This window comes from Kushneria pakistanensis (assembly GCF_014652795.1).
Classification (GTDB): domain Bacteria; phylum Pseudomonadota; class Gammaproteobacteria; order Pseudomonadales; family Halomonadaceae; genus Kushneria; species Kushneria pakistanensis.
This window is the reverse complement of the sequence record NZ_BMZM01000003.1, coordinates 94,458-116,872: the sequence shown is the minus strand read 5'-3', so window position 1 is coordinate 116,872 and position 22,415 is coordinate 94,458. Positions and strand designations below refer to the sequence as shown.

The 22,415-nt window shown below is 60.9% G+C and carries 22 protein-coding genes and 1 tRNA gene; 10 read left to right on the top strand and 13 right to left on the bottom strand.

What is annotated here, in order from left to right; genetic code table 11:
• Positions 1-14: 14 nt before the first annotated feature.
• Positions 15-740 carry a septum site-determining protein MinC gene (gene minC, locus IE123_RS11005; RefSeq protein WP_189518158.1) on the bottom strand — a complete coding sequence of 242 codons (726 nt, stop codon included), beginning with the start codon at positions 738-740 and terminating at the stop codon, positions 15-17.
• A gap of 228 nt (positions 741-968) precedes the next feature.
• Here minC and IE123_RS11000 point away from each other — a divergent pair, with 228 nt between their 5' ends.
• Positions 969-3,743, top strand: a complete 2,775-nt coding sequence (locus IE123_RS11000; protein WP_189518156.1) for a DUF349 domain-containing protein — start codon at positions 969-971, stop codon at positions 3,741-3,743.
• A 38-nt stretch (positions 3,744-3,781) separates the two neighbouring features.
• Positions 3,782-3,858: transfer RNA gene (locus tag IE123_RS10995), tRNA-Met, on the top strand.
• A gap of 558 nt (positions 3,859-4,416) precedes the next feature.
• Here the strand turns inward: IE123_RS10995 and IE123_RS10990 are convergent.
• Positions 4,417-5,196 (bottom strand): DUF3750 domain-containing protein, encoded by a 780-nt coding sequence (locus tag IE123_RS10990; protein ID WP_189518154.1) that lies wholly within the window; start codon positions 5,194-5,196, stop codon positions 4,417-4,419.
• Between the two features lie 168 nt (positions 5,197-5,364).
• Here IE123_RS10990 and IE123_RS10985 point away from each other — a divergent pair, with 168 nt between their 5' ends.
• Positions 5,365-6,300 (top strand): tetratricopeptide repeat protein, encoded by a 936-nt coding sequence (locus IE123_RS10985; RefSeq protein ID WP_189518152.1) that lies wholly within the window; start codon positions 5,365-5,367, stop codon positions 6,298-6,300.
• A gap of 57 nt (positions 6,301-6,357) precedes the next feature.
• Here IE123_RS10985 and IE123_RS10980 read toward each other — a convergent pair whose 3' ends face one another.
• Positions 6,358-7,533 carry a MalY/PatB family protein gene (locus IE123_RS10980; protein ID WP_189518150.1) on the bottom strand — a complete coding sequence of 392 codons (1,176 nt, stop codon included), beginning with the start codon at positions 7,531-7,533 and terminating at the stop codon, positions 6,358-6,360.
• A 118-nt stretch (positions 7,534-7,651) separates the two neighbouring features.
• On the opposite strand from IE123_RS10980, the gene IE123_RS10975 reads away from it, so the two are divergent.
• On the top strand, positions 7,652-8,089 hold the full coding sequence (locus IE123_RS10975; RefSeq protein ID WP_189518148.1) for a hypothetical protein: 438 nt from the start codon (positions 7,652-7,654) through the stop codon (positions 8,087-8,089).
• A 20-nt stretch (positions 8,090-8,109) separates the two neighbouring features.
• Here IE123_RS10975 and IE123_RS10970 read toward each other — a convergent pair whose 3' ends face one another.
• Positions 8,110-8,445 carry a hypothetical protein gene (locus IE123_RS10970; protein ID WP_189518146.1) on the bottom strand — a complete coding sequence of 112 codons (336 nt, stop codon included), beginning with the start codon at positions 8,443-8,445 and terminating at the stop codon, positions 8,110-8,112.
• A 187-nt stretch (positions 8,446-8,632) separates the two neighbouring features.
• On the opposite strand from IE123_RS10970, the gene IE123_RS10965 reads away from it, so the two are divergent.
• Genes IE123_RS10965 through IE123_RS10955 form a run of 3 tightly spaced genes read left to right on the top strand, consistent with a single transcriptional unit; the run spans position 8,633 to position 10,764 of the window.
• Positions 8,633-9,157 carry a DUF501 domain-containing protein gene (locus IE123_RS10965; protein WP_189518144.1) on the top strand — a complete coding sequence of 175 codons (525 nt, stop codon included), beginning with the start codon at positions 8,633-8,635 and terminating at the stop codon, positions 9,155-9,157.
• 47 nt (positions 9,158-9,204) lie between these two features.
• The gene (locus IE123_RS10960) at positions 9,205-9,768 is read left to right on the top strand and encodes an LOG family protein (protein WP_229819716.1); all 564 of its coding nucleotides are present in this window, start codon (positions 9,205-9,207) and stop codon (positions 9,766-9,768) included.
• Positions 9,769-9,795: 27 nt separating this feature from the next.
• Complete coding sequence (locus IE123_RS10955; protein ID WP_189518142.1) at positions 9,796-10,764, top strand: NAD(P)H-quinone oxidoreductase; 969 nt, start codon at positions 9,796-9,798, stop codon at positions 10,762-10,764.
• Between the two features lie 92 nt (positions 10,765-10,856).
• On the opposite strand, the gene IE123_RS10950 is transcribed toward IE123_RS10955, so the two are convergent.
• Entirely contained in the window at positions 10,857-11,378 is a 522-nt protein-coding gene (locus tag IE123_RS10950) for a tetratricopeptide repeat protein (RefSeq protein ID WP_189518140.1), read from the bottom strand.
• Positions 11,379-11,670: 292 nt separating this feature from the next.
• Between IE123_RS10950 and IE123_RS10945 the strand changes: the two genes are divergently transcribed.
• From IE123_RS10945 to IE123_RS10935, 3 genes are all read left to right on the top strand, one after another.
• Positions 11,671-12,708 carry an NADP(H)-dependent aldo-keto reductase gene (locus tag IE123_RS10945; protein ID WP_189518137.1) on the top strand — a complete coding sequence of 346 codons (1,038 nt, stop codon included), beginning with the start codon at positions 11,671-11,673 and terminating at the stop codon, positions 12,706-12,708.
• 117 nt (positions 12,709-12,825) lie between these two features.
• Positions 12,826-13,602 (top strand): peroxide stress protein YaaA, encoded by a 777-nt coding sequence (gene yaaA / locus IE123_RS10940; RefSeq protein ID WP_189518135.1) that lies wholly within the window; start codon positions 12,826-12,828, stop codon positions 13,600-13,602.
• Between the two features lie 57 nt (positions 13,603-13,659).
• Complete coding sequence (locus IE123_RS10935; protein WP_189518133.1) at positions 13,660-14,511, top strand: Tim44 domain-containing protein; 852 nt, start codon at positions 13,660-13,662, stop codon at positions 14,509-14,511.
• Positions 14,512-14,601: 90 nt separating this feature from the next.
• On the opposite strand, the gene IE123_RS10930 is transcribed toward IE123_RS10935, so the two are convergent.
• The 8 genes from IE123_RS10930 to IE123_RS10895 form a co-directional block, all read right to left on the bottom strand.
• Positions 14,602-15,807, bottom strand: a complete 1,206-nt coding sequence (locus IE123_RS10930) for a pyridoxal-phosphate-dependent aminotransferase family protein (RefSeq protein WP_189518131.1) — start codon at positions 15,805-15,807, stop codon at positions 14,602-14,604.
• 277 nt (positions 15,808-16,084) lie between these two features.
• The gene (locus IE123_RS10925) at positions 16,085-17,203 is read right to left on the bottom strand and encodes a 5-(carboxyamino)imidazole ribonucleotide synthase (protein ID WP_189518129.1); all 1,119 of its coding nucleotides are present in this window, start codon (positions 17,201-17,203) and stop codon (positions 16,085-16,087) included.
• Positions 17,204-17,251: 48 nt separating this feature from the next.
• Entirely contained in the window at positions 17,252-17,743 is a 492-nt protein-coding gene (gene purE, locus IE123_RS10920; RefSeq protein WP_189518127.1) for a 5-(carboxyamino)imidazole ribonucleotide mutase, read from the bottom strand.
• A gap of 165 nt (positions 17,744-17,908) precedes the next feature.
• Complete coding sequence (locus tag IE123_RS10915) at positions 17,909-18,562, bottom strand: glutathione S-transferase family protein (protein ID WP_189518125.1); 654 nt, start codon at positions 18,560-18,562, stop codon at positions 17,909-17,911.
• A gap of 69 nt (positions 18,563-18,631) precedes the next feature.
• A complete protein-coding gene (locus IE123_RS10910) occupies positions 18,632-18,889 on the bottom strand; it encodes a DUF3253 domain-containing protein (RefSeq protein WP_189518123.1) in 258 nt (85 codons plus the stop codon).
• On the bottom strand, positions 18,886-19,299 hold the full coding sequence (locus tag IE123_RS10905) for a VOC family protein (RefSeq protein WP_189518121.1): 414 nt from the start codon (positions 19,297-19,299) through the stop codon (positions 18,886-18,888). Before IE123_RS10905 ends, IE123_RS10910 begins: the two co-directional genes overlap by 4 nt.
• A gap of 224 nt (positions 19,300-19,523) precedes the next feature.
• The gene (locus IE123_RS10900) at positions 19,524-20,261 is read right to left on the bottom strand and encodes an extensin-like domain-containing protein (protein ID WP_229819715.1); all 738 of its coding nucleotides are present in this window, start codon (positions 20,259-20,261) and stop codon (positions 19,524-19,526) included.
• Between the two features lie 218 nt (positions 20,262-20,479).
• Positions 20,480-22,150: a BCCT family transporter gene (locus IE123_RS10895; protein ID WP_189518119.1), complete on the bottom strand. Its 1,671-nt coding sequence runs from the start codon at positions 22,148-22,150 to the stop codon at positions 20,480-20,482.
• Positions 22,151-22,415: the final 265 nt, after the last annotated feature.

Sequence of the window (22,415 nt, the reverse complement as noted above, 5' to 3'; positions counted from 1 at the left end):
GGTGGGCTTCGCGGTCAGACGAGTGCTTCTATGGATAACTGATCATCTCTGAGTCTGACCTGAACCGTCGTGTTGAGCAGTGACGGGTCGATATCCTCAAGGCGCTTGTAATTGCCCGCCACTGACAAAAGCTCTGCATGCAGCTCATGACAGAAGATGCCGCATTCACGATCACCATGGATACCTGCCAGGGCGCGCCCCCGCAAGGGGCCATAAACATGGACACTACCGGCAGCCAGTACCTCGGCACCGGCATTGACGGCGCCCACGACCACCAGATCGCCCTCGGCGGCACTGATCTGCTGCCCTGAGCGCACCGTGCCACGAAAGATGCGACCACCGCTGCCGGACGCTTCTACCACGGCGGCCGGCTGGGGCGGCGGCGCTACCGAGGCCAGCGTGCGCGACTCGCGTGACTCCTGAGGTGGAAACCAGCCCAGCCCCAGCGCCCATGCCGACTGCTTGATTCCTTCGCTTCCGCCCCTTACCGCTACCGGCAGCAGCTTGTGCGAACGACAAACGGCACAAAGACGCTCCAGCGCCAGTGAGGTATCATCGAGTTTTTCAACACTCAATACCACTGGCGTATGCTGAAAAAAAGCCGGCGACTGGCTAAGCTTGCCTGCCAGTTGCGCACTGATACGTTCGGGGTCCGAGCTATTAAGCTCCATGACCGTCATGGGCAGCATGCCGCCCTTGAACGTAAAGGCAGTGGCCGTCTGATCCACCTTGAGACTCATGCCCGGTTTCCTGTCGGATAATGAATGAACGCCCTGAGCGATGATAATGTTTCCGGGTCATGATCATACGGTGTGTGCCGGCATCTGTCAGGTGTCGCCAGTTGCCGACGCCCCCCGAAAGGGGACTCTGGTACACACCCCCTGGCCTGTTATTATCGCCCTGACGTCAAAACGCCCGTATCGCCCGGTCCTCAGCCACCGCCAGTTGCCTGGAAAGACATCGATCTCATGCCCGGATTTCTACAACGTCTATTTACGCCGCGCTGGCGTCACAATGATCCCCGTATTCGTCAGGAAGCCATTGCCGGCCTGAACGTCGAGCGCGATCGCGAAAAGCTCGAGACCCTGCTTCATGATGACAATGTTGAAGTACGTCATGCAGCACTTGAGCGGCTGGCCACGCCAGAACGCTATCGTGAACTCCTGAACACCAATGATGCCGGCTCACCGCTGCATCGTACGCTGCTTGACACGCTCACCGGCCGGGAGCGCACCCTGCTGTCACTGGAACAGCGCGAGCAGGTGGTAGGAACGCTGACCGAGCCGGCCCTGCTGACCCACGTTACCGCGCATGCCGACAATCAGCAGCTCCGGCTGGCCGCGCTGGCCCGTATCGAGGATGAAGAGACGCTGATCGAGCAGGCCTGTCAGAACTCGATTGCCGGCGTGCGCCAGGCTGCGGCAAGCCGAATCGACACTGACGAGGGGCTTGAACGTCTTGCGCGTGAAGCGAAGCGTGACAAGCAGATCATGCGTAGCGCGCGCGACCGGCTCAATCAGCGTCGCGAGCAGCGCCGTGACCAGGATGCCCGCCAGCAGCGCCGTGACGACCTGATCCAGGCCATGACCCGGCTTTCAGACCAGCAGTGGGAGCCCATGCTGCCGGCCCGCTATCGCCACCTGGTGCGCGAATGGCGCGCGCTGGCTGAAGATGCCGATGAATCACAGCACCAGCGGTTTCACCGGGTAGAACAGCTCACGCACAGCCGTGTGATTGAACATGACAATGCCCAGCGTGAAGCACAGGCGCGCGAGCAGGCCATGGACATGGCGCGACGCGACAGCCAGCGCATCATCAATTCACTGAACCAGGCCCTGAAAGATCTGGAGCATCGCGCCACACTCGACGCCCAGGATGTGGCTCAGCTGCAGGCGCATTTCAGACTGCAGGCCGAACAGTGGCGTGATCTCACCGACCGTATTGCCCCAAGCCAGGAAGATCAGAAGCATTTTGAAGCACTGCTGCAAAGGGCAAGCGAGCTGACGTCAGCGTGGCAACGCTTCGAGGAGCATCAACAGGCGTTGAATGATGCCATCGACCAGCGCGACTTCCCGACCATCGAGCAATTAAAGCGCACCATCGCCTGGCCGGGCGGATTGCCCTGCCCGGGCCTGCTCACCCATCTGCCCGAACCCGCAGCCGTGTCCGACAGTGCCCCGGCACCCTCGCGCCCCGCGCTCGACCCGGATCAGTTTCAACACTCCCTCGATCAGCTGGAAAGCCAGCTTGATCGTGGCGAGCTCCAGGAGGCCACACGTCTGCTGGACAGCCTGATGCAGCGCCGCCATCGCCTGCCGGCGGACAAGCGCGACAGCCTGCAGGCCCGACTCAACCAGCTCGGCCAGCGCACGCATGAGCTGCGCGACTGGCGCAACTTTGCAGCAGCGCCCAAGCGCGAGCAGCTGATCGAGGGCATGGAAGGACTTGCCGCGGCAGACATGGATGAACCCACCCGTGACCAGCAACACCGCCGCATGGTGCGCGACTGGAAGGCACTGGGCGATGCCGCCGCCTCGCGCGAGCGCTCTGTCCGCTTTCGTCAGGCCTCCGATCAGGTGCGTGAACAGCTCTCGGCGTTCCATCAGCGTCGCGATCAGCAGCGCGAGAACAACATGGCCGAGCGGGAAAGGCTCTGTGAGCAGCTGGAAACGCTGGTCAGCCACACCGCGGCCACTTCCGACCCCGACAGCCTGCGCACCATTCGCGATCGTGCCCGTGAAGCATGGCGTCAGTGGTCCCCCGTGCCTCGCGCCCGGGAAGGTGAGTTGCGTCAGCGTTTCACCAGATCACTGCGGGCGCTACAGACCCTGATTGACCAGCAGGCGCGCGCCGTGGCCCAGGCCAAGCAGGCGCTGGTCGATGAGATTCGTGAACTGGAAGAGAGCGATATCGATGACGAACGCCGTGCCGACATGGCCAAGGCGCTGCAGACCCGATGGCGCGAACTCGGGCGCGCCCCGAGAGGCGAAGAGCAGACCCTGTGGCGCGCCTTCCGCCAGCACTGTGACGCCATTTTCGAGCGGCGCAACGCCCAGCGTAACCATAAACGTCAGCAGCGTGACAGCCGCATTGACCAGATGCAGGCATTGATCGACCGCCTTGATGGGTGGATGCCTGAAAGTGTTGCCGAGCAGGTGACCCTGGATGAGGCCGAGAAGGAAGCAGATGCGCTGATGCCCCTGCCCAATGGCCCGCGCACTGCCGGCATGCTCAAGCGCTGGGAAGGCATCCTTCGAGATCGTCGGGAGCGGCTTGATCGTCTGGCTCTGGGTACGCTGGCCGAGCGCTGGCAACAATGGCAGCCATTGCTGGAAGCGCACGTGGAAGCGGACAGCCGCGCCCTGACCGGCGCACCCGCCGAGAATGTCGAAGCGACACTACACCTGTCTCCGCAGGCCATGGAGGCCCACAGGCTGCGCAATGAGCGTCGCGCGACCGGCGAGCAGGACAAGGCGCGCGAATGGCTGGAGCATCTTCGTGTGCACCTGTCCGTACTGGTGGATGCACCGCTGGGTGGGGAAGATTCCTCACGGCGTCTGGATGTTCAGGTGGCCCGGCTCAATGACGCCATGGGCAACATGACAGGCCCCATGGAAGAGCTCGAGCAGCTGCAGTGCCGACTGCTGGCCAGCGGCCCGATCGACCGTGATGACTGGCAGCGCATGGCGCCTCGCCTTGAGACACTCATGGCCATGTTGCAGGAATCTGACACAGACGGTTGACACCACAGCAAAATCGCGTAAGATGCACAGCACGTCGATGCGGGGTGGAGCAGCCTGGTAGCTCGTCGGGCTCATAACCCGAAGGTCGTCGGTTCAAATCCGGCCCCCGCTACCATCGACAAACAGTTTATTTAGCCGACCTCAGGGTCGGCTTTTTTACGTCTGGTGTTTGGGTGCAGCCCCATACCCTGCTGTCCGAGCGGTCGTCGGTTCCCTGTTTATTTCAACACCAGCGGCCCCCGCTGCCAGCGACAAACCGTTTATCAGGCCGACCTTGGGGTCGGCTTTTTTACGTCTGGCGTTTGGGTGCAGTCCCATATCCTGCTGTCCGAGCGGTCGTCGGTTCCCTGTTTATTTCAACACCAGCGGCCCCCGCCACCAGCGACAAACCGTTTATTTAGCCGACCTTGGGGTCGGCTTTTTTACGTCTGGCGTTTGGGTGCAGTCCCATATCCTGCTGTCCGAGCGGTCGTCGGTTCCCTGTTTATTTCAACACCAGCGGCCCCCGCTGCCAGCGACAAACCGTTTATTTAGCCGACCTCAGGGTCGGCTTTTTGACGTCTGGCGCCTGCCAAAAATTCCGGCGCGCTCTATCCGAACAAAATAGCCGTCAGCTCCCTGCTTATTTCACTCCGGCGCTCAGGCCCGCTATTTCGCTCCCTTGTGTCATGATTTATTCGTGCTGCGACTGATACAGCGGTGCCGGTGCGATCCGCCCGATGCCCGGCAACTTGATGGCCAAATCCAGTGGATCGACCCCAAAGACCAGTCCCAGTAGATTGAACTCAAGGCCTTCATCACGGGCCACCATGATCCCGAGCAGACCATAAAGGGAAATCTGATAGCCTGTGCCGCTGGGCGCCGGTCCGAAGAAATGCCCCAGCGGACGCGCCCCATCGATCAGGTAATCCTTGCCCAGCGCCAGCGAGGGCATTTCCACCTCAAGCTCGGGCACCTGACGTATCAGCCAGGCAATGAACGTATTGCTGTTGGGGCCGGGAAAAACACGATAGCGCTGCGGCCAGGGATACTCATCAACCGCCTGCTCGATATGAGCGATGGCGCGTGTCGCCTGATCACCCCGCAGATCCGCCATCAGATGCGGGCGCTGTCCAAACCACTCGCGATCCGGCGTGCCGTAACGCATGCGTACGGTGGGCTGACGCCAACCCTGCACCTCATAGGTAGTGTAATGACTGGCACCTGCCGCCTTGACGGCAATCCAGGTATGCATGGCAAAGGCACCGCGCCAGGCGAAGGCGCGAGCGCCGTAGAGCTGGACCACGGCGCCATCAAAGGCCTCGGCCCGAGGCGCCAGACCAGCGGATTCTCGTCCGGCACTGGCCCAGCCAGTACGCGTATCGATACCGCCCAGCCACCACACGATCGCAGGTCCTGTCAGCAACAGCGCCAAAAGCGCCGCTATTCCTGCCAGCCCCTTGATCAGCATCATGATTCCTCTCTTCCTGTGAACATGGCGTCTGTCATTGCGCATTGACTGCCTGCATGTCCGGTTCACCTTCCCTATTTGGCGCAGCGTCTTGAATTCATCGCCGGCCAGCGCCATAAACACCCTATATTCCAACGCGTCATGAATCCCCTTCAGCAAGAGTTTGCCATCATGCAGATCGTTGATCCCAAAACCGGTGAACCCATGGGCGCACCGTCACCACAGCCCGGCCAGAGCGCCGGCGGCGCTGTCGATGCCTCGCAGTTTATCGTTGATCTCGACATGTCCAACTTCCAGCAGGTGGTACTGGAAGGCTCCATGCACATTCCCGTGGTGCTGGAGAGCTGGGCGCCCTCAAGTGAATCCTGCAGGACCCTGATGCCGGTACTGGAAAAGCTGGCCCATGAGTATCAGGGCACGTTCATACTGGCAAAGCTTAATATCGAAGAGCAGCAGCAGATTGCCGCGCAGCTGGGCATTCGCTCGGTACCGGACGTCAAGCTGATCATGCAGGGCCAGCTGTATGATCAGTTCCAGGGTGCGCTACCGGAACGTCAGATCCGTGAATGGCTCGGCAAGCATATCACCGCTCCTGAAGGCGGCAGTGAAAGCATCGAGGAGCAGGCCCGGGCCGCGCTTGACGCCGGCGACACGGCAACAGCTCGCGCGCTTTTTGAAAAGCTGATCAGCGAAAATCCCGACGATCACAGCTATCGCATCGACATGGCGGGCGTCATGACCCGTGAAGGCCATTTTGACGATGCGCTCAGTGTTCTCGATGCCCTGCCGCCAGAGCATCGTGACGGCGTCAAGGCCCGCGGTGTGCGCGCCCGTATCGACTTCGCTCGTGAGGCCCTCTCTACAGAAGATATCGCGGCCATGTCAGGCCGTGATGACAGCGAAGCGCAGTTTCAGCGTGCCCTGCGCGCCGTGGCCGATGGCGACTACGAACATGGCCTTGAAGGTCTGCTTGAACTGATGAAGCGCGATCGCGCCTACGGTGAAGACGCCGCGCGCAAGACGCTGCTGCGCGTCTTTGATGCCCTTGGTGGCGACCATCCGCTGACGGTCGCCTACCGTCGGCGCATGTTTACCCTGCTGTACTGATCACCCACCGCTTCATCGAACGCCCGGCCTCCCAAAAGACCGGGCGTTTTTTTGCCTTTACGGCTCGTCGCCTGTACCCAGCAGCGCATCCATGCGTATCAGGGCCTGTTCCAGCAGGGCCCGCTCGGTGCCGAAATTAAGCCGGGCAAAACCGGGCCAGCCAAAATCGGCGCCATTGTTGAGCGCCACCCGGGCACGCATGAGCACTTCCTTTTGCGGCATCTCGCCAAGACCGGCCTCACGCAGATCCAGCCAGGCCAGATAGGTCGCCTGCGGCACACTCAGATGTACACCCGGCCAGCGCGCCACGAAGGATTCGATCAACGCCAGATTGTCGCGAAGCTGTGCCAGCAGTGCCTGGCGCCAGGGCTCACCATGCGCGTAGGCAGCTTTGGTTGCCGTCTCGCCCATGATGTTTTCCGAGGGCATCAGTCCCAGGCAGCCCTTCTTGAACCGTGCACGCAGATCGTCATCACTGATCACCGCGCAGGCGCTGGTGAGTCCTGCCACATTAAAGGTCTTGGACGCTGCCCATAGCGTGATGGTACGTGCCGCCAGTCGCGGCTCGGCCATGGCCAGCGGGCGATGCGCACTGCCGTCCAGAATCAGGTCACAGTGCAGCTCATCGGAGCAGACCAGCAGATCATGACGCTCGATGAAATCGGCCAGCCGGGAGAGCTCTTCATCGTCAAAGACACGCCCGGTCGGATTGTGTGGATGACACCAGAGCAGCAGCCGGGTGCGCGGCGTGACCGCCGCCTCCATGGCCTCGAAGTCCAGACGCCACAGCGGATCATCAGAGCTCGGCGCACGCATGGGGGCCACCTGCGTGGTGCGCCCGGTATTGTCGGCCACCTTCAAGAAGGGCGGATAGATGGGTGTGACGGTCAGCACACCATCGCCGGGCTCGGTCAGGGCGAGACTGGCCACATGCAGTGCCGGCACCACGCCGGGCAGCCAGTGCTGCCAGCCAGGCTCGATCTCCCAGCCATAGTGCTCGAGGCTCCACTGACACAGTGCCTGTTTCAGGTCACGGTCGGCATGGGTGTAGCCAAATACCGGATGGGCCAGACGCTCGGACAGTGCCGTCTGAATGGCCGGGGCCACGGCAAAATCCATGTCGGCTACCCACAGCGGCAGCACATCCTCGTCATACAGATGCCATTTGGTGGTAGGGTACATCCGCCGATCCAGCGGTGTCGTAAAATCAAAGGCGGCACTATCGTGCGACATGCAGACTCCCCGGGATGCAGATCCGGTCAGACACTGACCGAAGCGTGATTGAATACGTGATGTCGTGATGCCGGCGGCATCGTTTCCTTGTCCGAGCCGATTTCTGAACAGACACGTCATGACCGATAGCGACTTTTATACCAGTGCCATGGCCGGCTTGCCCTCCCTGATCGAGCGCTGGCTCGAGATTGGCGAGACCACGCCGGCCAAACTGGGCATCATTCTGGCCGATACCGCCCGCATCGCCCGCCTGGGTGACCCGGCGCACGACCCGGACGGCGACACCCTCAAACGCTGGGCCGCCCCTGCCTCAAGGGCCGATCATCCGCCCACCTGGGCCACTCGCAGCGCCCTTTTTCTGCTGTCCCAGATGCCGGCACACCCGCTGCCAAGGACACCGTCGCAGTGCGATGGCTGGGCCTGGGCCTGGGTACGACTGCGCCCCTGGGAAAGCCTTGAACAGGCACGCGAGGCACTGCCGGCCTGGCTTGCCCCTGCACTTGAGGAGCGTCTGCCCCATGCCTGGCAGGATTACAGCGCACAGCGGCTTGTTTGAGACCTGCGTCATGCAAAGGCTCAGCGCTGACGCCTGATCGGCGACTTGGGCTTGAAACCGGCCGGGCGAGTTGAAAGCCAGCGGGCAAATTCGGCAATCTCGGGCTGTGTCAGCAGCGCCTCACGCGTGTGGTAATGCTCGGCCATCTCGCGCTCGCTGAGCACGCGATGAATATGGTTATGACAGGGGCGACAGATCATCAGAATGTCGCCTTTCATCTCTTCGCGACTGAAACGTTTGCGAAACCGCTTTCGCCCATGCAGCGCGCGTGGAATCAGATGATGACGGGTCAGCGTCACCCCCTGGCGTGTACACAGGGCGCAGCAGTTTTCTACAGAGGCATCGTTTTCTGACATGGCGTCTCCCTGGCAGGCGACATTGCATGAATCCGACAAGCTGATGGTCAGTATAAGATGGCCGCGCACGCCTTGCCGGTGGGCAGGGGCGTGTCTATGATGCATACCCGTTTTCGCGCAGACTGCGTCTGCCCCTTTCCTTTCAAGAGCGTGTGCCCTGCGCCCGCGTCGAACTGCCTATCCAACCATGATCATTCGTACCGACCACGCCCCCAGCGACGCCCAGCTCGATATCATCACCCAGCAGCTGGGTCGCACGCCGCGCGGCCTTCAGGCCGTCAGCGCCGAAGACAGCCGCGGTACGCCGCTGGCACTGCGTGTGGCCCCGCTGGTAGAAGGCAAGCCCTTTCCGACCCTTTACTGGCTCTGCAGTCGCGAGCTGACCGTGGCGCTGTCCCATCTTGAAGCCGATGGGGTCATCAAGCGCCTTGAGGCGCACCTCAAGGAAAACGAGGCGCTGCGGGAGGCCTATCGCCAGAGTCATGAAGCCTACGTCCAAAAGCGCTGGTCATGGATTGATGAGCACGAGCGCGCCGAGATCGAGCGGCTTGGTTTCACGAAGGCCCTGACCGAGCGCGGCGTGGGCGGCATTACCAACTGGCAGCAGGTACGCTGCCTGCATACGCAGTATGCCCATCATGTCAGCGACTACAACGCCATCGGCGCCTGGATTGATGAGCACTATCCGCAGGTTGCCGAAAGCGTTGGCTGAGCGCCGGACAGCAGCACCCGTCTGATCCACCAGCAGCAGGAATCGTCATGAAAAGCCATACCCGGCCCTTCGAAGGCCTCAGCGTCTGCGTTTACATGGGCTCTCGCAGCGGCCATGCCCCTCACTGGCAACAGCTGGCCGAAGCCGTCGGCGAGGGGATCGCCCGGCGGGGCTGGCGCCTGGTCTATGGTGGCGGACGCACCGGCCTCATGGGCGCCTGTGCCAGCGCCGCGCTGGCCGCCGGTGGCGAGGTGGTTGGCGTCATCCCGGACCACCTCGTTGAGCGAGAGGTGGCTCATACGGAACTGACCGAACTGCTCCGGGTGCCGGACATGCATACCCGCAAGGCGCAGATGGCCGCCCACAGCGACGCCTTTGTCACGCTGCCGGGAGGCATCGGCACCTTCGAAGAGTTCTTCGAGACCTGGACCTGGCGTTACCTGGGCCTGCACCGCAAGCCCATTGGTCTGCTCAATCACGAACGCTTCTTTGATCCCCTGCTACAGTTTCTGGATAACACGGTCGAGGCGGGGTTTCTCAACGCGGACACGCGCGCCACGCTGATCAGCGCCAGCACGCCGGATGACCTGCTGGACGCTCTTTTCGACTAAATCTCAACCTTTCAGGAGTAGCACCGCATGTATGCCATCGCCGTCAAGGATTCACACCTTCAATGGTGTGAGCACAATGATCTGCCCTCCCCCGGTGGCAGCGAAGTTCTGATCGATGTGGCCTGGGCGGGTATGAACCGCGCGGATGTGCTTCAGCGCGATGGCGGCTATCCACCCCCCAGGGGTGCCTCCGAAGTTCTCGGCCTGGAAGTCAGTGGCGTGGTCGCCAGCGTAGGAACGTCAGTCGAGCGTTTTCGCGTGGGTGATCAGGTCTGCGCACTGCTCTCCGGTGGCGGCTATGCCGAACAGGTCGTGGTCAACGAAGCACAGGTCCTGCGCATTCCCGAGGGCATGACGCTGCGTGATGCTGCTGCCCTGCCCGAGGTCTTTGCCACCGCCTGGCTCAATCTCTATATGGAAGCCGACCTGCGTGACGGCGAGCGGGTCTTGCTGCATGCCGGCGCCAGCGGTGTCGGCACGGCGGCCATTCAGCTCTGTCACGCCTTCAACAACCCCTGCTTTGTCACCGTGGGCAGCCAGGACAAGATTGATGCCTGCAAGAAACTCGGCGCTCAGGCCGGCTGGAATCGTCACGACGGCAGCTTTGTCGACGCCGTACAGGATTGGGGCGGTGTGGATGTGGTGCTCGACCCGGTGGCCGGTGAGTACATCGAATGGAACCAGCAGGTGCTCAATCTGGACGGCCGCATCATCCTGATCGGCTTCATGGGAGGCAAGGAAACCAAAGTTGACCTGGCCCGCATGCTGATGAAGCGCCAGCGTCTGATCGGTTCGACCCTGCGCTCACGTTCGCCGGCCGGCAAGGGCAGCGTCATGGACGCCCTGCATGCCCATGTATGGCCGCTTTTGGAGAATGGCCGCGTCAAGCCGCTGATCGATCGCACCTTCTCCATTCAGGAAGCCGATGAGGCCATGCGCTTTCTGGAGGAGAACAACAGTATCGGCAAGGTGCTGCTGAGTGTGTCAGGCGCCTGAGCCACACTACCTTTCATTGATGCCAGCATGAAAAAGCCCGAATCCACTGGATTCGGGCTTTTTCAATGATATCGATCGCAACAGCAACAGCACTATTGCAGGGCAGGTGCCCGCCCGGGCGATGAAGCCGGCTGCCGGGTAGCAGGCGCTTTTTCGCTATCAGACAGGCGCCAGTGCCTTGAGCGTTCGGGGTCTACCGGCAATCCCAGTTCGCCCTGATCAAAGGCGCGGGAAAGCCGCTGTGCAGCGCCGGCATGGCCGGCTTCGGCCGCGCGGGCATACCAGGTCACTGCACGATCTTCCCGACGGGCAAACTGGGTGCAGCCATGTTCATAGATGTGGCCGACCTGATACTGTGCTTCGGGATGACCGGCCTCGGCCGCCTGTACCATGCAACGCACGCCCCTTGCCTTGTCGCGTGCCGTGTGGCCACGGCGAAACAGCATGACGCCATAGGTGGACAATGCATCGACGTGGCCTGCATTGGCACAGCGTCGAAACAGATGCATGGTCAAACGGCGCTTTTGTACGGAGCTTTCCAGCCAGGGCGCCTGCATCAGATGCGATGCGAGACGATATTCAAGCTGTGTGAATACTTGAGCAGACCGCAGCATAACAACCAACCTTGTGAGTTCCAGTGTTCGAGTCCTGCTCTGCCTGCTCATAGCGTGGCAGGGATTGGGCATTGATGCGAACTACTGTTGCCGTGAAGGTGACTCATCACCTGCAGAGTAAAAACAAGGGGATGACCCCATCGTCGCGCGTTCCACCAGGCGTTGTTCACCCGGTGCGGCGAGGCCGGCAATATACGCCTGTGTGAAAGGCGACTCAAGCCCCGTGTTTGCCCGCGCATCGGCGCCCGTCTAACATGGGCATTCAACCGCGACACAAGGCTCTGGAGACCCCATGGAAAGACGTCCTCTCGGTGACAGTGGCATTACGGTCAGCCGGCTCTGTCTTGGCACCATGACCTTTGGCGAACAAAACAGTGAAACCGAGGCCCACCAGCAGCTTGATCGCGCACTGGCCGCCGGCATCGACTTCATTGATACAGCAGAAATGTATCCGGTTCCGCCGGGTGGCGAAACGCAGGGCCGCACGGAGGCCTATATCGGCAGCTGGCTGAAAGCGCGCGGACGTCGCGACGACATCGTGCTGGCCAGCAAGGTAGCAGGCGCCGGTCGCGGCATGGAGCATCTGCGCGGCGGGCCGAAACTTTCGCGCGAGCAGATCCATCAGGCCCTCGATGACAGTCTCAAGCGCCTGAACACCGACTATCTCGACCTTTATCAGTTGCATTGGCCGGACCGTCCTGCCAACTACTTCGGCAAGCTGGACTACCAGCATGAAGAAGCCCCGGACGCCACCCCACTGGAAGAAACCCTGTCGGCGCTCAAGGAAGCCGTGGATGCCGGCAAGATTCGTACCATCGGACTTTCCAATGAAACCCCCTGGGGCACCATGACCTGCCTGCGACTGGCAGAGACCATGAATCTGCCGCGCGTGGTATCGGTCCAGAATCCCTATAATCTGCTCAACCGCAGCTATGAAATCGGCATGGCCGAGATCAGCCACCGCGAAAATGTCGGGCTGCTGGCTTACTCGCCGCTGGCCTTTGGCGTGCTCAGCGGCAAGTATCTGGGCGGCGTGAAGCCCGAGGGCGCAAGACTGACCCTGTTTGAGCGCTTTCAGCGCTACAACTCAACGCTGGCCGAAGAGGCGACCTGGGCCTATGTCGATATCGCCCGACGCTTTGATCTTGATCCGGCCCAGATGGCGCTGGCATGGGTCAATACCCGCCCCTTCCTGACCAGCAACATTATCGGAGCCACCACGCTCGAGCAGCTCGAGCGCAACATCGCCAGCGAATCCATCACGCTTTCCGATGAGGTCATCGAGGCCATTGAGGGTGTCCACAAGCGTCTACCCAACCCCTGCCCCTGAGTCAGCCCCATCAACGCGACGATACCTGCATGACCCTCTGGCCTGGCACTGGCTTAACGCAGTCTGATGCCACCGCCAGAGGGGTTATAATCGTGACAACATGAGCGGAGAATCTGCATGCTGAGCGTGCTGTCCCCAGCCAAAACGCTGGATTTTGAAACACCTTCCGAAACGAGAATGGCCACGCAGCCGGACTATCTGGGCCAGAGCCGTCAGCTGATCGATATTCTGCGCGACTATTCACCGCAGGCCCTCTCACAGCTGATGGGCATCAGCGACAAGCTGGCCGGTCTCAATGTGGCCCGTTTCGAGCAGTGGCAGACACCGTTTGATGCAGACAATGCCAAACAGGCAATACTGGCCTTTCAGGGCGATGTCTATACCGGACTTGAAGCATCGCGCTGGAGCGAGGATGACCTTGAGTGGTCGCAGTCGCATCTGCGTATTCTGTCGGGGCTTTACGGCATGCTCAGACCGCTGGATCTGATGCAACCGTACCGCCTCGAGATGGGCACGAAGCTTGAAAACCCGGCAGGGCGCGATCTTTACGCCTTCTGGCGTGAGCGGCTGACACAGGATCTGGATCGTGCAGTGAGCGAGAGCAGCGGCGACAGGGTGCTGATCAACCTGGCCTCCAACGAATACTTTGGCGCCATCGACCGCAAGCGCCTGGGGGCCGATGTAGTGACACCGGTGTTCAAGGATGCCAAAAACGGGCAGTACAGGATCATCAGTTTTTACGCCAAGAAGGCGCGCGGCATGATGAGTGCCTGGATGGTGCAACAAAGGCTTGAGAAGCGCGACGACCTGAAAGCCTTTGATTTGGGCGGCTACCGCTACAATGCCGCCATGTCGGATCACGACAGCTGGGTATTTACCCGCGAGACGCAGTAACAGCAACGATGGTCAATTGACCACCATTCAATGATGCATTTATCGGGAGGATCTCTCATGCGTCATCTACTGATCACCCTGCTCATCGGTCTGATGAGCTTTGGCCTGGCCGTCGAGCATGCCGACGCCAAGCGCTTTGGCGGCGGCAAGAGCTTTGGCAGCTATTCCCGTTCGGCAAGCCCCAGCAGTAGTCAGGCCACCACGCCGCCACGTCAGGCCCAGCAGGGCACGCGCGCAGCCAATGGTGGCATGTCGCGCTTCATGGGCCCGTTGGCAGGCATCATGGCCGGCGGTCTGCTGGCGTCGCTGTTCTTTGGGGGCGCCTTCAACGGTATCCGCTTCATGGATATCCTGCTGATCGCCCTGCTGGGCTTTATCGCCTGGAAGGTACTGGCGGCGCGACGTCGAGCCACCAATACCGGCGCACATGAAGAGCAGCATCAGCCCCAGCAGCGTCAGGCGCATGACTTTGGCGGTGCTTCAAGCGGCTCTTCAAATAGTACTGCCGGTGGCATGGGCGGTGCGGCCATGGCCGGCAGCGAGCCTGCCTGGTTCAACCGCGAGCAGTTCCTGTCCGGTGCCAAGGAGCACTTCATGAACCTGCAGCGTGCCTGGGACAACAACGACTTCGAGAACATTCAGGAGTTTGTTACCCCTGAGCTTTACAACCTGCTGCGCAAGGAGCGTGCCGAGCAGAGCGCCAACAACCAGACCGAGGTCGTGCGTCTGTTTGCCGAACTGGGCGATGTGCGCGAATACGGTCAGCAGGCCGAGGCCACGGTGCTGTTCCACGGCATCATGAAGGAAGATGGCCAGGAGAACGAGTTCAACGAGACCTGGCACCTGATCCGCGAAGTGCGCGACCAGGCCCCCTGGTACATTCAGGGCATCGAACAGAACAACACCTGATCTCGATACCCTTTCATCAAAATGCCCCGCTCATGCGGGGCATTTTTTTATCTCGTCACATCCATCAGGACGCTTTTATATCAGCCTGCCTCAGGCATATACCGGCGTGTAACGCTCCAACGCCTTCTCGAGCGCGGCCACTCCTGCAGGTACATCGACCTGATGGCCCAGCGTTCTGACGCTTGCGCCCAGCGCATGCACGGTACGAAACAGATGATGCGTCCGGCACTGCTCACCCATCTGCCCGATACGAACGATATGGGCACCAAAGGCACCGGAGATCTCCACCCCATGGTGTCGAGAGATATGCTGCATCAGATCAGCCTGTGCCAGCCCCTGGGGCAAATGAATACCCACTACCGAGTTCAGCCGCGACGGCCCTTTTATATAGAGCTCAAGCCCCAGCCCTTCGATGCCCGCCTGCAATGCCCGTGAACAGCGTAAATGTCGATCAAAGCGCCTGGGGAGGGTTTCCTGACATACCAGCCGCAGCGCCTCATGCAGCGCCAGAATGCCCGACACCGGCGCCGTATAGTGATAGGACTTGTTGTACCAGAACTGATGCGCCAGCCGCGCATCCAGGCACCAGTGGGTCAGGGTGCGCTCCCGGGCCTCGATGACCTCCCAGGCCCGGTCGGAAAAGGCCACCAGCGACACGCCGGGAATCGAACTCAGCCCCTTCTGACCGCCGGTAATCACCACATCCACGCCCCAGTCATCCATCTCCAGCGGCATGGTGCTCAGCGTACACACAGCGTCGCAGATCACCAGACAATCGGCATCAGAAGCCACGCGACAAATAGCCGGCAGGGCATGATTGAACACAGTGCTGGAAGTCTCTCCCTGCACGATGGTGAGCACCCGCGGACGATGCGTACGAATGGCCTCGATGACCGCATTTTCATCAGCAGCACAGGTCACCCCGGCGTCCAGTTCCATGACATCCCCACCGGCGCGGCGGGCCATCTCGCCCAGTCGGCTGCTGAAAAAACCGTTATTGACCGTCAGCACCCGGGTGCCGGGGTCCACCAGATTGATGACCGCCATTTCCATCGCTGCCGACCCGGGCCCCGCCACGCCCAGAATGTGGCGCGACTCGGTCTGAAAGACGTAGCGCGACATTGCCTTCACCTGCTCGATGATGCGCGCCATGGTCTCACCCAGGTGATTGATGACAATGCCGTTGGCCGCTGCCACCCGGGCCGGAATGGGCACGGGGCCCGCGCCCATCATGAGCAGAGGCTCATCGGGCAGAATGCTTTCCAGGGGTTCGATATCAGGCACGCTGTAGGACATCACCATCTCCTTGAGAGGACATCAGGCAGGGCTCAAGCGCCATGACCAGCGGCGCCGGGACAGGCCTTCCAGTATGCCCATGGCCTGAAAACATCGACAAGCAGCAGTTCAACATTGCCTGATCAAGACAATGCTCTATAAAAAGGCGGGCGCCACGAGCGGTGGGGGAAAAAAGAAGGGAGCAAAGAAAGAGTAAGGAGAAAAACCACATGATGTCTGCAGGCACCAGACGGCCCCTGCAGACGGCTTCGAAAGACGCGCTTTCAGAGATGGGGAGTCAGACGTTGTCCCACTGCATGGTGATCTCGAACGCACCAGGCAGCAGCGCTGTCACGGCGCGCGCACGCTGCATGAGCGTGGCATAGTCATCGGCTACCACGTTGATGTGAGCCAGCTTGCGCCCGGCCCGCGGCGCCTTGCCGTAGCGGTGCAGATGCACGCCCTCAAGCGCCAGCAACGCCGCGCTGTCGCCCTCCTCGCCGATCACATTGACCATGCAGGTCAGACCGCGCGCGCTGGTATCGCCCAGCGGCAGCCCGGCGATGGCACGCAGATGGTTCTCGAACTGGCTGGTGACCGCGCCATTCATGGTCCAGTGGCCTGAGTTGTGCACTCTGGGCGCCATCTCATTGGCCAGAAGGCGGCCGTCACGCGTCTGGAAAAGCTCCAGCGACAATACGCCGACATAGTCCAGCTCGTTTAGAAGCGCCTGGATATACCCATCCGCCGTGGACTGCAGTTTCGCATCGACATCCGGCAGCGGCGCCACCGAATAGCGCAGGATGCCCTCTTCGTGCTGATTCTGCGTGATCGGGTACGAGCGCACCTCGCCGTCTCGCCCGCGCACGGCAATCAGGGAAACTTCCCGTACGAAATCCACGAACGCCTCGACCACCAGCTCGGCATGGCCGATCTCTTCCCAGGCGCTCGCAGCCTGCTCGGGCGTGCGCAACACTGCCTGGCCCTTGCCGTCATAGCCTTCGGTCGTGGACTTGGCCACTACCGGGCAACCCAGCTCACGTGCCGCCGCTTCAAGCGCCTCGGCGCTGTCGACCAGCCGATACTCGGGCGTGGGAATGCCCAGCTTCGAGAAAAGCGCCTTTTCCCGGGCGCGATGCTGGCACACCGCAATGGCACGACTTGATGGATAGACCGGTTTCACCTGCTCGATGCGCTCCAGAAGCGCCACCGGCAGATGCTCGAACTCGTAGGTGACCACATCAACCCGGGCGATGAAGTCCTCAAGCGTTGTGTCATCACTGCCGGTGAGGATATCGCCGATCCCGGCGCTGGGCGCGCTGCCCGGGTCCAGAAGCGTAAATTGCTGGCCCAGTGGCAGGCCCGCCAGCGCCATCATGCGTCCAAGCTGTCCCGCTCCCAGAATGCCGATCTGCATGGTTGTCTCTCGCTGATAAAGGGAAATGAGAAGGCACCCGCGTGCGGATTACTCGACGCTGGGATCAGGGTTGTCCAGGACGTTCCGGGTCTGCTCGGCGCGGAAATCCTCGACCGCGCGGCGAACGTCAGCGTCGTGCGTGCCAATGATCTGTGCGGCCAGAAGGCCGGCGTTGGTGGCACCGGCCTTGCCAATGGCCAGCGTCCCCACGGCAATGCCGCCCGGCATCTGGGCGATCGAAAGCAGCGAGTCCATGCCCTTGAGCGCCTTGGACTCCACCGGCACGCCGAGTACGGGCAGCGGCGTCTGTGAGGCCACCATGCCGGGCAAGTGCGCGGCACCGCCGGCGCCGGCGATGATCACCTCGATGCCCCTCTCGGCGGCGGTGCGGGCATACTCGAACATCAGATCCGGCGTTCGATGGGCTGACACCACTCGCGTCTCATATGCCACCCCCAGGCGGGTCAGCATGTTGACGGCATGCTCCATGACCGGCCAGTCGGACTTTGATCCCATGATCACACCCACGCGCGGCTGCATCGGCACTCCCCTTTCGGCAATGAACATTCGACAAGGACTTTCGAAAAGAAACAGAGCAGCGCCCGCGGTAGCCGCGGCGCTGCGTCATGCTGGAAAACCGTGCAGGATACCCGCTTGCCTGAAGGGGGGGAAGTCACCAGGCGGGTCCGGAAAGCCCGGGAGTGCCTAGTCCGTGTTGCGAAAGCGCTCGGGAATGGTGCGCTCAAAGCTTTCGCGCTGCTGAATGTTGTCCCACCAGCGCTGCACGTTGGGAAAATCGGCCATGATCTCGCGACCTTCCGACGTCATCATCACGTAGGCCATGATCGGCGCCAGCAGAAAATCCACATAGGAGATGGGTCCGGCCACCAGCCAGGTACGGGTGGCCAGTGACTGCTCCAGCAGCGAGAACTGATGACGCACCTTCGGCAGCGCGGCAGCCACCACCGCCTCATCCACCGGCCGTTCGAGCAGCGGGTTGATCACGCGCTGCCAGGCCAGCTCCATGATCATGGTCTGGTAGTAGTAGTTGTTGATCACCGCCGCCCACTGACGCATGTCGACCCGATCATCGAGCTGGCGCGGCACCAGGGCCGGCGCCGGGAAGTGGCCTTCCAGAAACTCGGCAATGGCGTCGGTTTCATACAGAATGCGCCCGCCGGTCTCCAGGGCCGGCACCTTGCCAAAGGGATGGCGGCGCAGATGCTCGGGGGTATGGGTTTCTCCCTTGAGCACATCGACGGCCACCTGATCGTAGGTCACGCCCTTTTCCAGAAAGAGCATACGCACCGTGCGCACGTAGGTACTGCCGTCAAAACCATAAAGAATAAAGTCGCTCACACAGTGACCCCTTGAGTCTTCGCACTGCCGGTTGTGTATTCACCCATGAATACACGCCGGTTGCAGGATTTAACACAACCGTAGACGTATCGGCCCGCGATGCGCCACATCCGGCGACAAACGCTTTCCGCGGGCGAGCATCTCGAGTCTGTTCCGTCGCGTCAGATCGGCCGCCACCCGGCGAACCTCATCCATGTGCTCGCGCCAGTGCGCCTGATCATAAAGGGCGCGGGCCACCTCGGACGGGCAAAAGCTCTTGTCACGACCACGACGCTCGGCCAGTGCCATCAGCGTCTCGGCAATGGCTTCCTCGCTGACCTCCCTCATGTGAAGGACAGCTGTATCGTGCTGTCGTGCACAAAGCAGAGCTTGTTGCCTTCGATATCGCGACAGTAGGCGGCGTAAAAATCCGGCCCGTAGCAGTCGCGAATGCCCGGAGGCCCCTCACTGACGCCACCGCTGGCCATGACCCGACGCCAGACATCATCAATGCTTTCCCGACTGGGCGACATGAAGCTGACCTGCGCGCCGTTGCCCCAGGTCGCCGGCAAACCGTTGAAGGGATATTGAATGACAAACAGCGGCCAGTGCCTGCCCGGGTAGTGCCAGATGGCATCGGGCGGGCCACCATCACGCTCGCTGGGCAGGCGTACCAGTCCAAGGGGTTCCAGTACATGATCGTAGAAGGCGGCCAGACGCGGCAGGTCACGGGCACCAAGCTGAATATGGGTAAACATGGAACTATGCGTGCTCCCTGCAGGTTGCCGGGACCACCACAGGAAGCATTGGGAAACAGCGCGGGCAGGTATGCCGACAGACAGTGATCATGCGGCAGAACTCCTCGGGGTTGTTGTTGGGGAGTAAACCTTTGCATCTGATGCACTCATACCATAGCCAGCCTTCAGGGGGGTGGCACCCCTCTTTTTGTGACGATGCGTATGTGATGGACTACCTGATACACCTAGCGACACAGCCCATAGCCGCGCATGCCCAGATGAAAATGATCGCGATGGGCCGCGTTGTATTCAGGCCCCAGTGAATTGCCAAAAACATCACAGCTGCCCTCAAGGGCGCGTCTTAGCAGAGCTCCCCGGGGGCCTTCATCCTGCCAGTGCCCGGAGACCGTCATGCGGGTACCATCCCCCAGCCGGAACCCGACAACATCGAACGCCTCGGCCGTGGCATGTTCACTGCGTCGTCCGCTGGCCCGATGATAGACATTGCGACAGGCGAAGCTGCCCACATGATCCACCCGGGCGACATCCTGACCAAGGATCTCGCGCGCAAGCGGCTGCAGGCGCTGACGCTCGAACACGACCCAGGAAAGCGCCAGCGGACAACTGGCCAGAAAGCTGGCGCTGAACTGTACCGAGGTTGAGCGTACCCGCACGGCGTGATCGAGCTGACACGCGCCGATTTCGGGACTGCCAACCTCCACATAATCGATGGTCCCCTGCGCTTTCGCCCTGGCCAGCGCCGTCAGACAGCGCTGCGGGTCCTGATCCAGCGCCTTGAGCTTGAAACGGGTCACCGGGGTCAGCGGATCATTCACATTGAACGGGGCAAAGGGGTTGTACTGCGACGGGACACGTTCGCTGCCCGGCCATTGCTGCCAGAGGCCCACTGCGACCAGCGCCGGTATCAACAAGACAATCAATACGACGTAGCGCACATCACCTCCCGGGGCCTGAACAGACACAAAAAAATCCCGCATGACGAACATGCGGGACAGAAGGGGGTGTTGCAATGCATCCACGATGCAAAAATGAAGCAGATTCGAGTCTGGCGGCTCGAATCGTCATCAAGGTTAAGATATGACCTGTTAACAGGCTAATCATCATTGCGGATCATCGGGATAGTCATACGTAATCGGGCCGGGCAAAAAACCCGGCCCCAGGCTATGAGTCAGATCATCCTTTAATCCTGCTCGATCTGTCCGGTATTTCGCCCTCGATGAATCCGTCGATTTTTCACATCCGGCGAGCGCCGAAGACGATCGATATGGCCATCCGACAGTTCATCGGCTTCAAAGGCATCCGCCCCGACCGGTGTTTCATTGTGCTGACGATAAAGATTAATCAGCATCTGCCTGCGATCAGCGCGCAGCTCCTTGATCAGCACAAACACCATGCCATAGATGATCAGGGTAAACGGCAGCGCCGACACCACCGCGGCCGACTGCAAACCGCTGAGCCCGCTCTCGCCGCCGGCAGAGATCAGAATCAGACAGATGGCAGCGATCAGCACCCCCCAGGTGACCCGCTTGTAAAGCGGCGGATTGAGTGAGCCCTTGTCCGTCATCTGCCCCACGATATAAGCCGCCGAATCCGCCGAGGTGACCAGAAAGATAAAGATCAGAATCATGGCCACGATCGACAGCGGGAAGGAGAACGGCATCTGATCAAACATCACAAACAGCGCCGAGGTAATGTTGTCGCTGGTCGCCTGGGCAAGGCCCGCGTCCTGATAGAGATCCATGTGCAGTGCCGCGCCCCCGAAGACACCAATCCACAGACACGCCAGCAGCGGCGGCACGATCAACACGCCGAAGACATACTCCTTGATGGTACGCCCACGCGATACGCGCGCCACAAAAGTGCCGACAAACGGCGACCAGGCAATGACCCAGGCCCAGTAGAACACGGTCCAGCTGCTGATCCAGTCATTGTCGGAGAAGGGATTGATGCGCAGGCTCATGCCCAGGAAGTTTTGCAGGTAATCGCCCATGCCGACCGTAATGGTTTCCAGAATGGCGACGGTCGGGCCGGTGAACAGGACATAGAGCATCAGCCCCAGACACAGCACCATGTTCAGATTTGATAGCCGCTTGATGCCCTTGTCGAGTCCTGACACCGTGGACATCATGTAGCAGATGAACATGACGAACAAAATGATGGCCTGCCACATGAAGCCTTCGGCCACGCCAAACACGGCGTGCAGACCACCATTGATCTGAAGCACCGCCAGGCCGATGGAGGTGGCCACCCCCATCACGGTCGCCACGACCGCAAAGGTATTGAGCAAGCCTCCGGCAAACACGCGCCCCCTGCCAAGCTTTGCCGTCAACGGCGACATGACCGTTGAAACCAGCCCGGTCTGCCCCTTGCGAAACTGGGTATAGGCAATGATCAGGCCCACTACCGAAAACGCGGCCCACTGATGCACGCCCCAGTTGAAAAATGAATACTGGATGGCATAGCGCGCGGCTTCCGGCGTCCCCGGCTCCATGTCATTGAAAGGCGTCGCCATGAAATGGGTCATCGGCTCGGCCATGCCATAAAACACCAGCCCCACGCCAAAGCCGGCGGCCAGCAGCATGCTGACCCAGGAAAAGAAGTCGTAGGTCGGCTTGCTTTCCTGGGGACCGAGACGGATCTTGCCGTACTTGCTGAATGCCATGACCAGCAGGAAGATGACAAAACCAAAAACCGAGAACAGATAGAACCAGCCGAAAAGATGCGTCACCCCGCTGAGTGCGGCGCTGGCGCCCTCACTGAAGCGCTCTGGAAAGATGGCACCAATAGCCACAAGCACCACGATAATCATCGTGGAGGCGACGAAGACACGCTGTCTGGGAGCAATAGCCATAAATGCGTCGATCCCTGTCATTGTTGGAGTGTTGTTAAAGCCTAGTTCAAAAACACCACGCTCAATGCAAATAAACGAAGCCCCGCAACCCAACTGCACGACAGGCAACGCGCTGAAGCGTCTGCATTAACACCATGAATGACAGCGCCTGCGGCGGTTCTGGACTGCCATGAAAAAGGGGACACGTCTGTGTCCCCTGCTTGTCTTTTACGTCGCGCAGCGATCGGCTCACGATCATCATCGAGCCCGCCAGCCATAGTGGTTG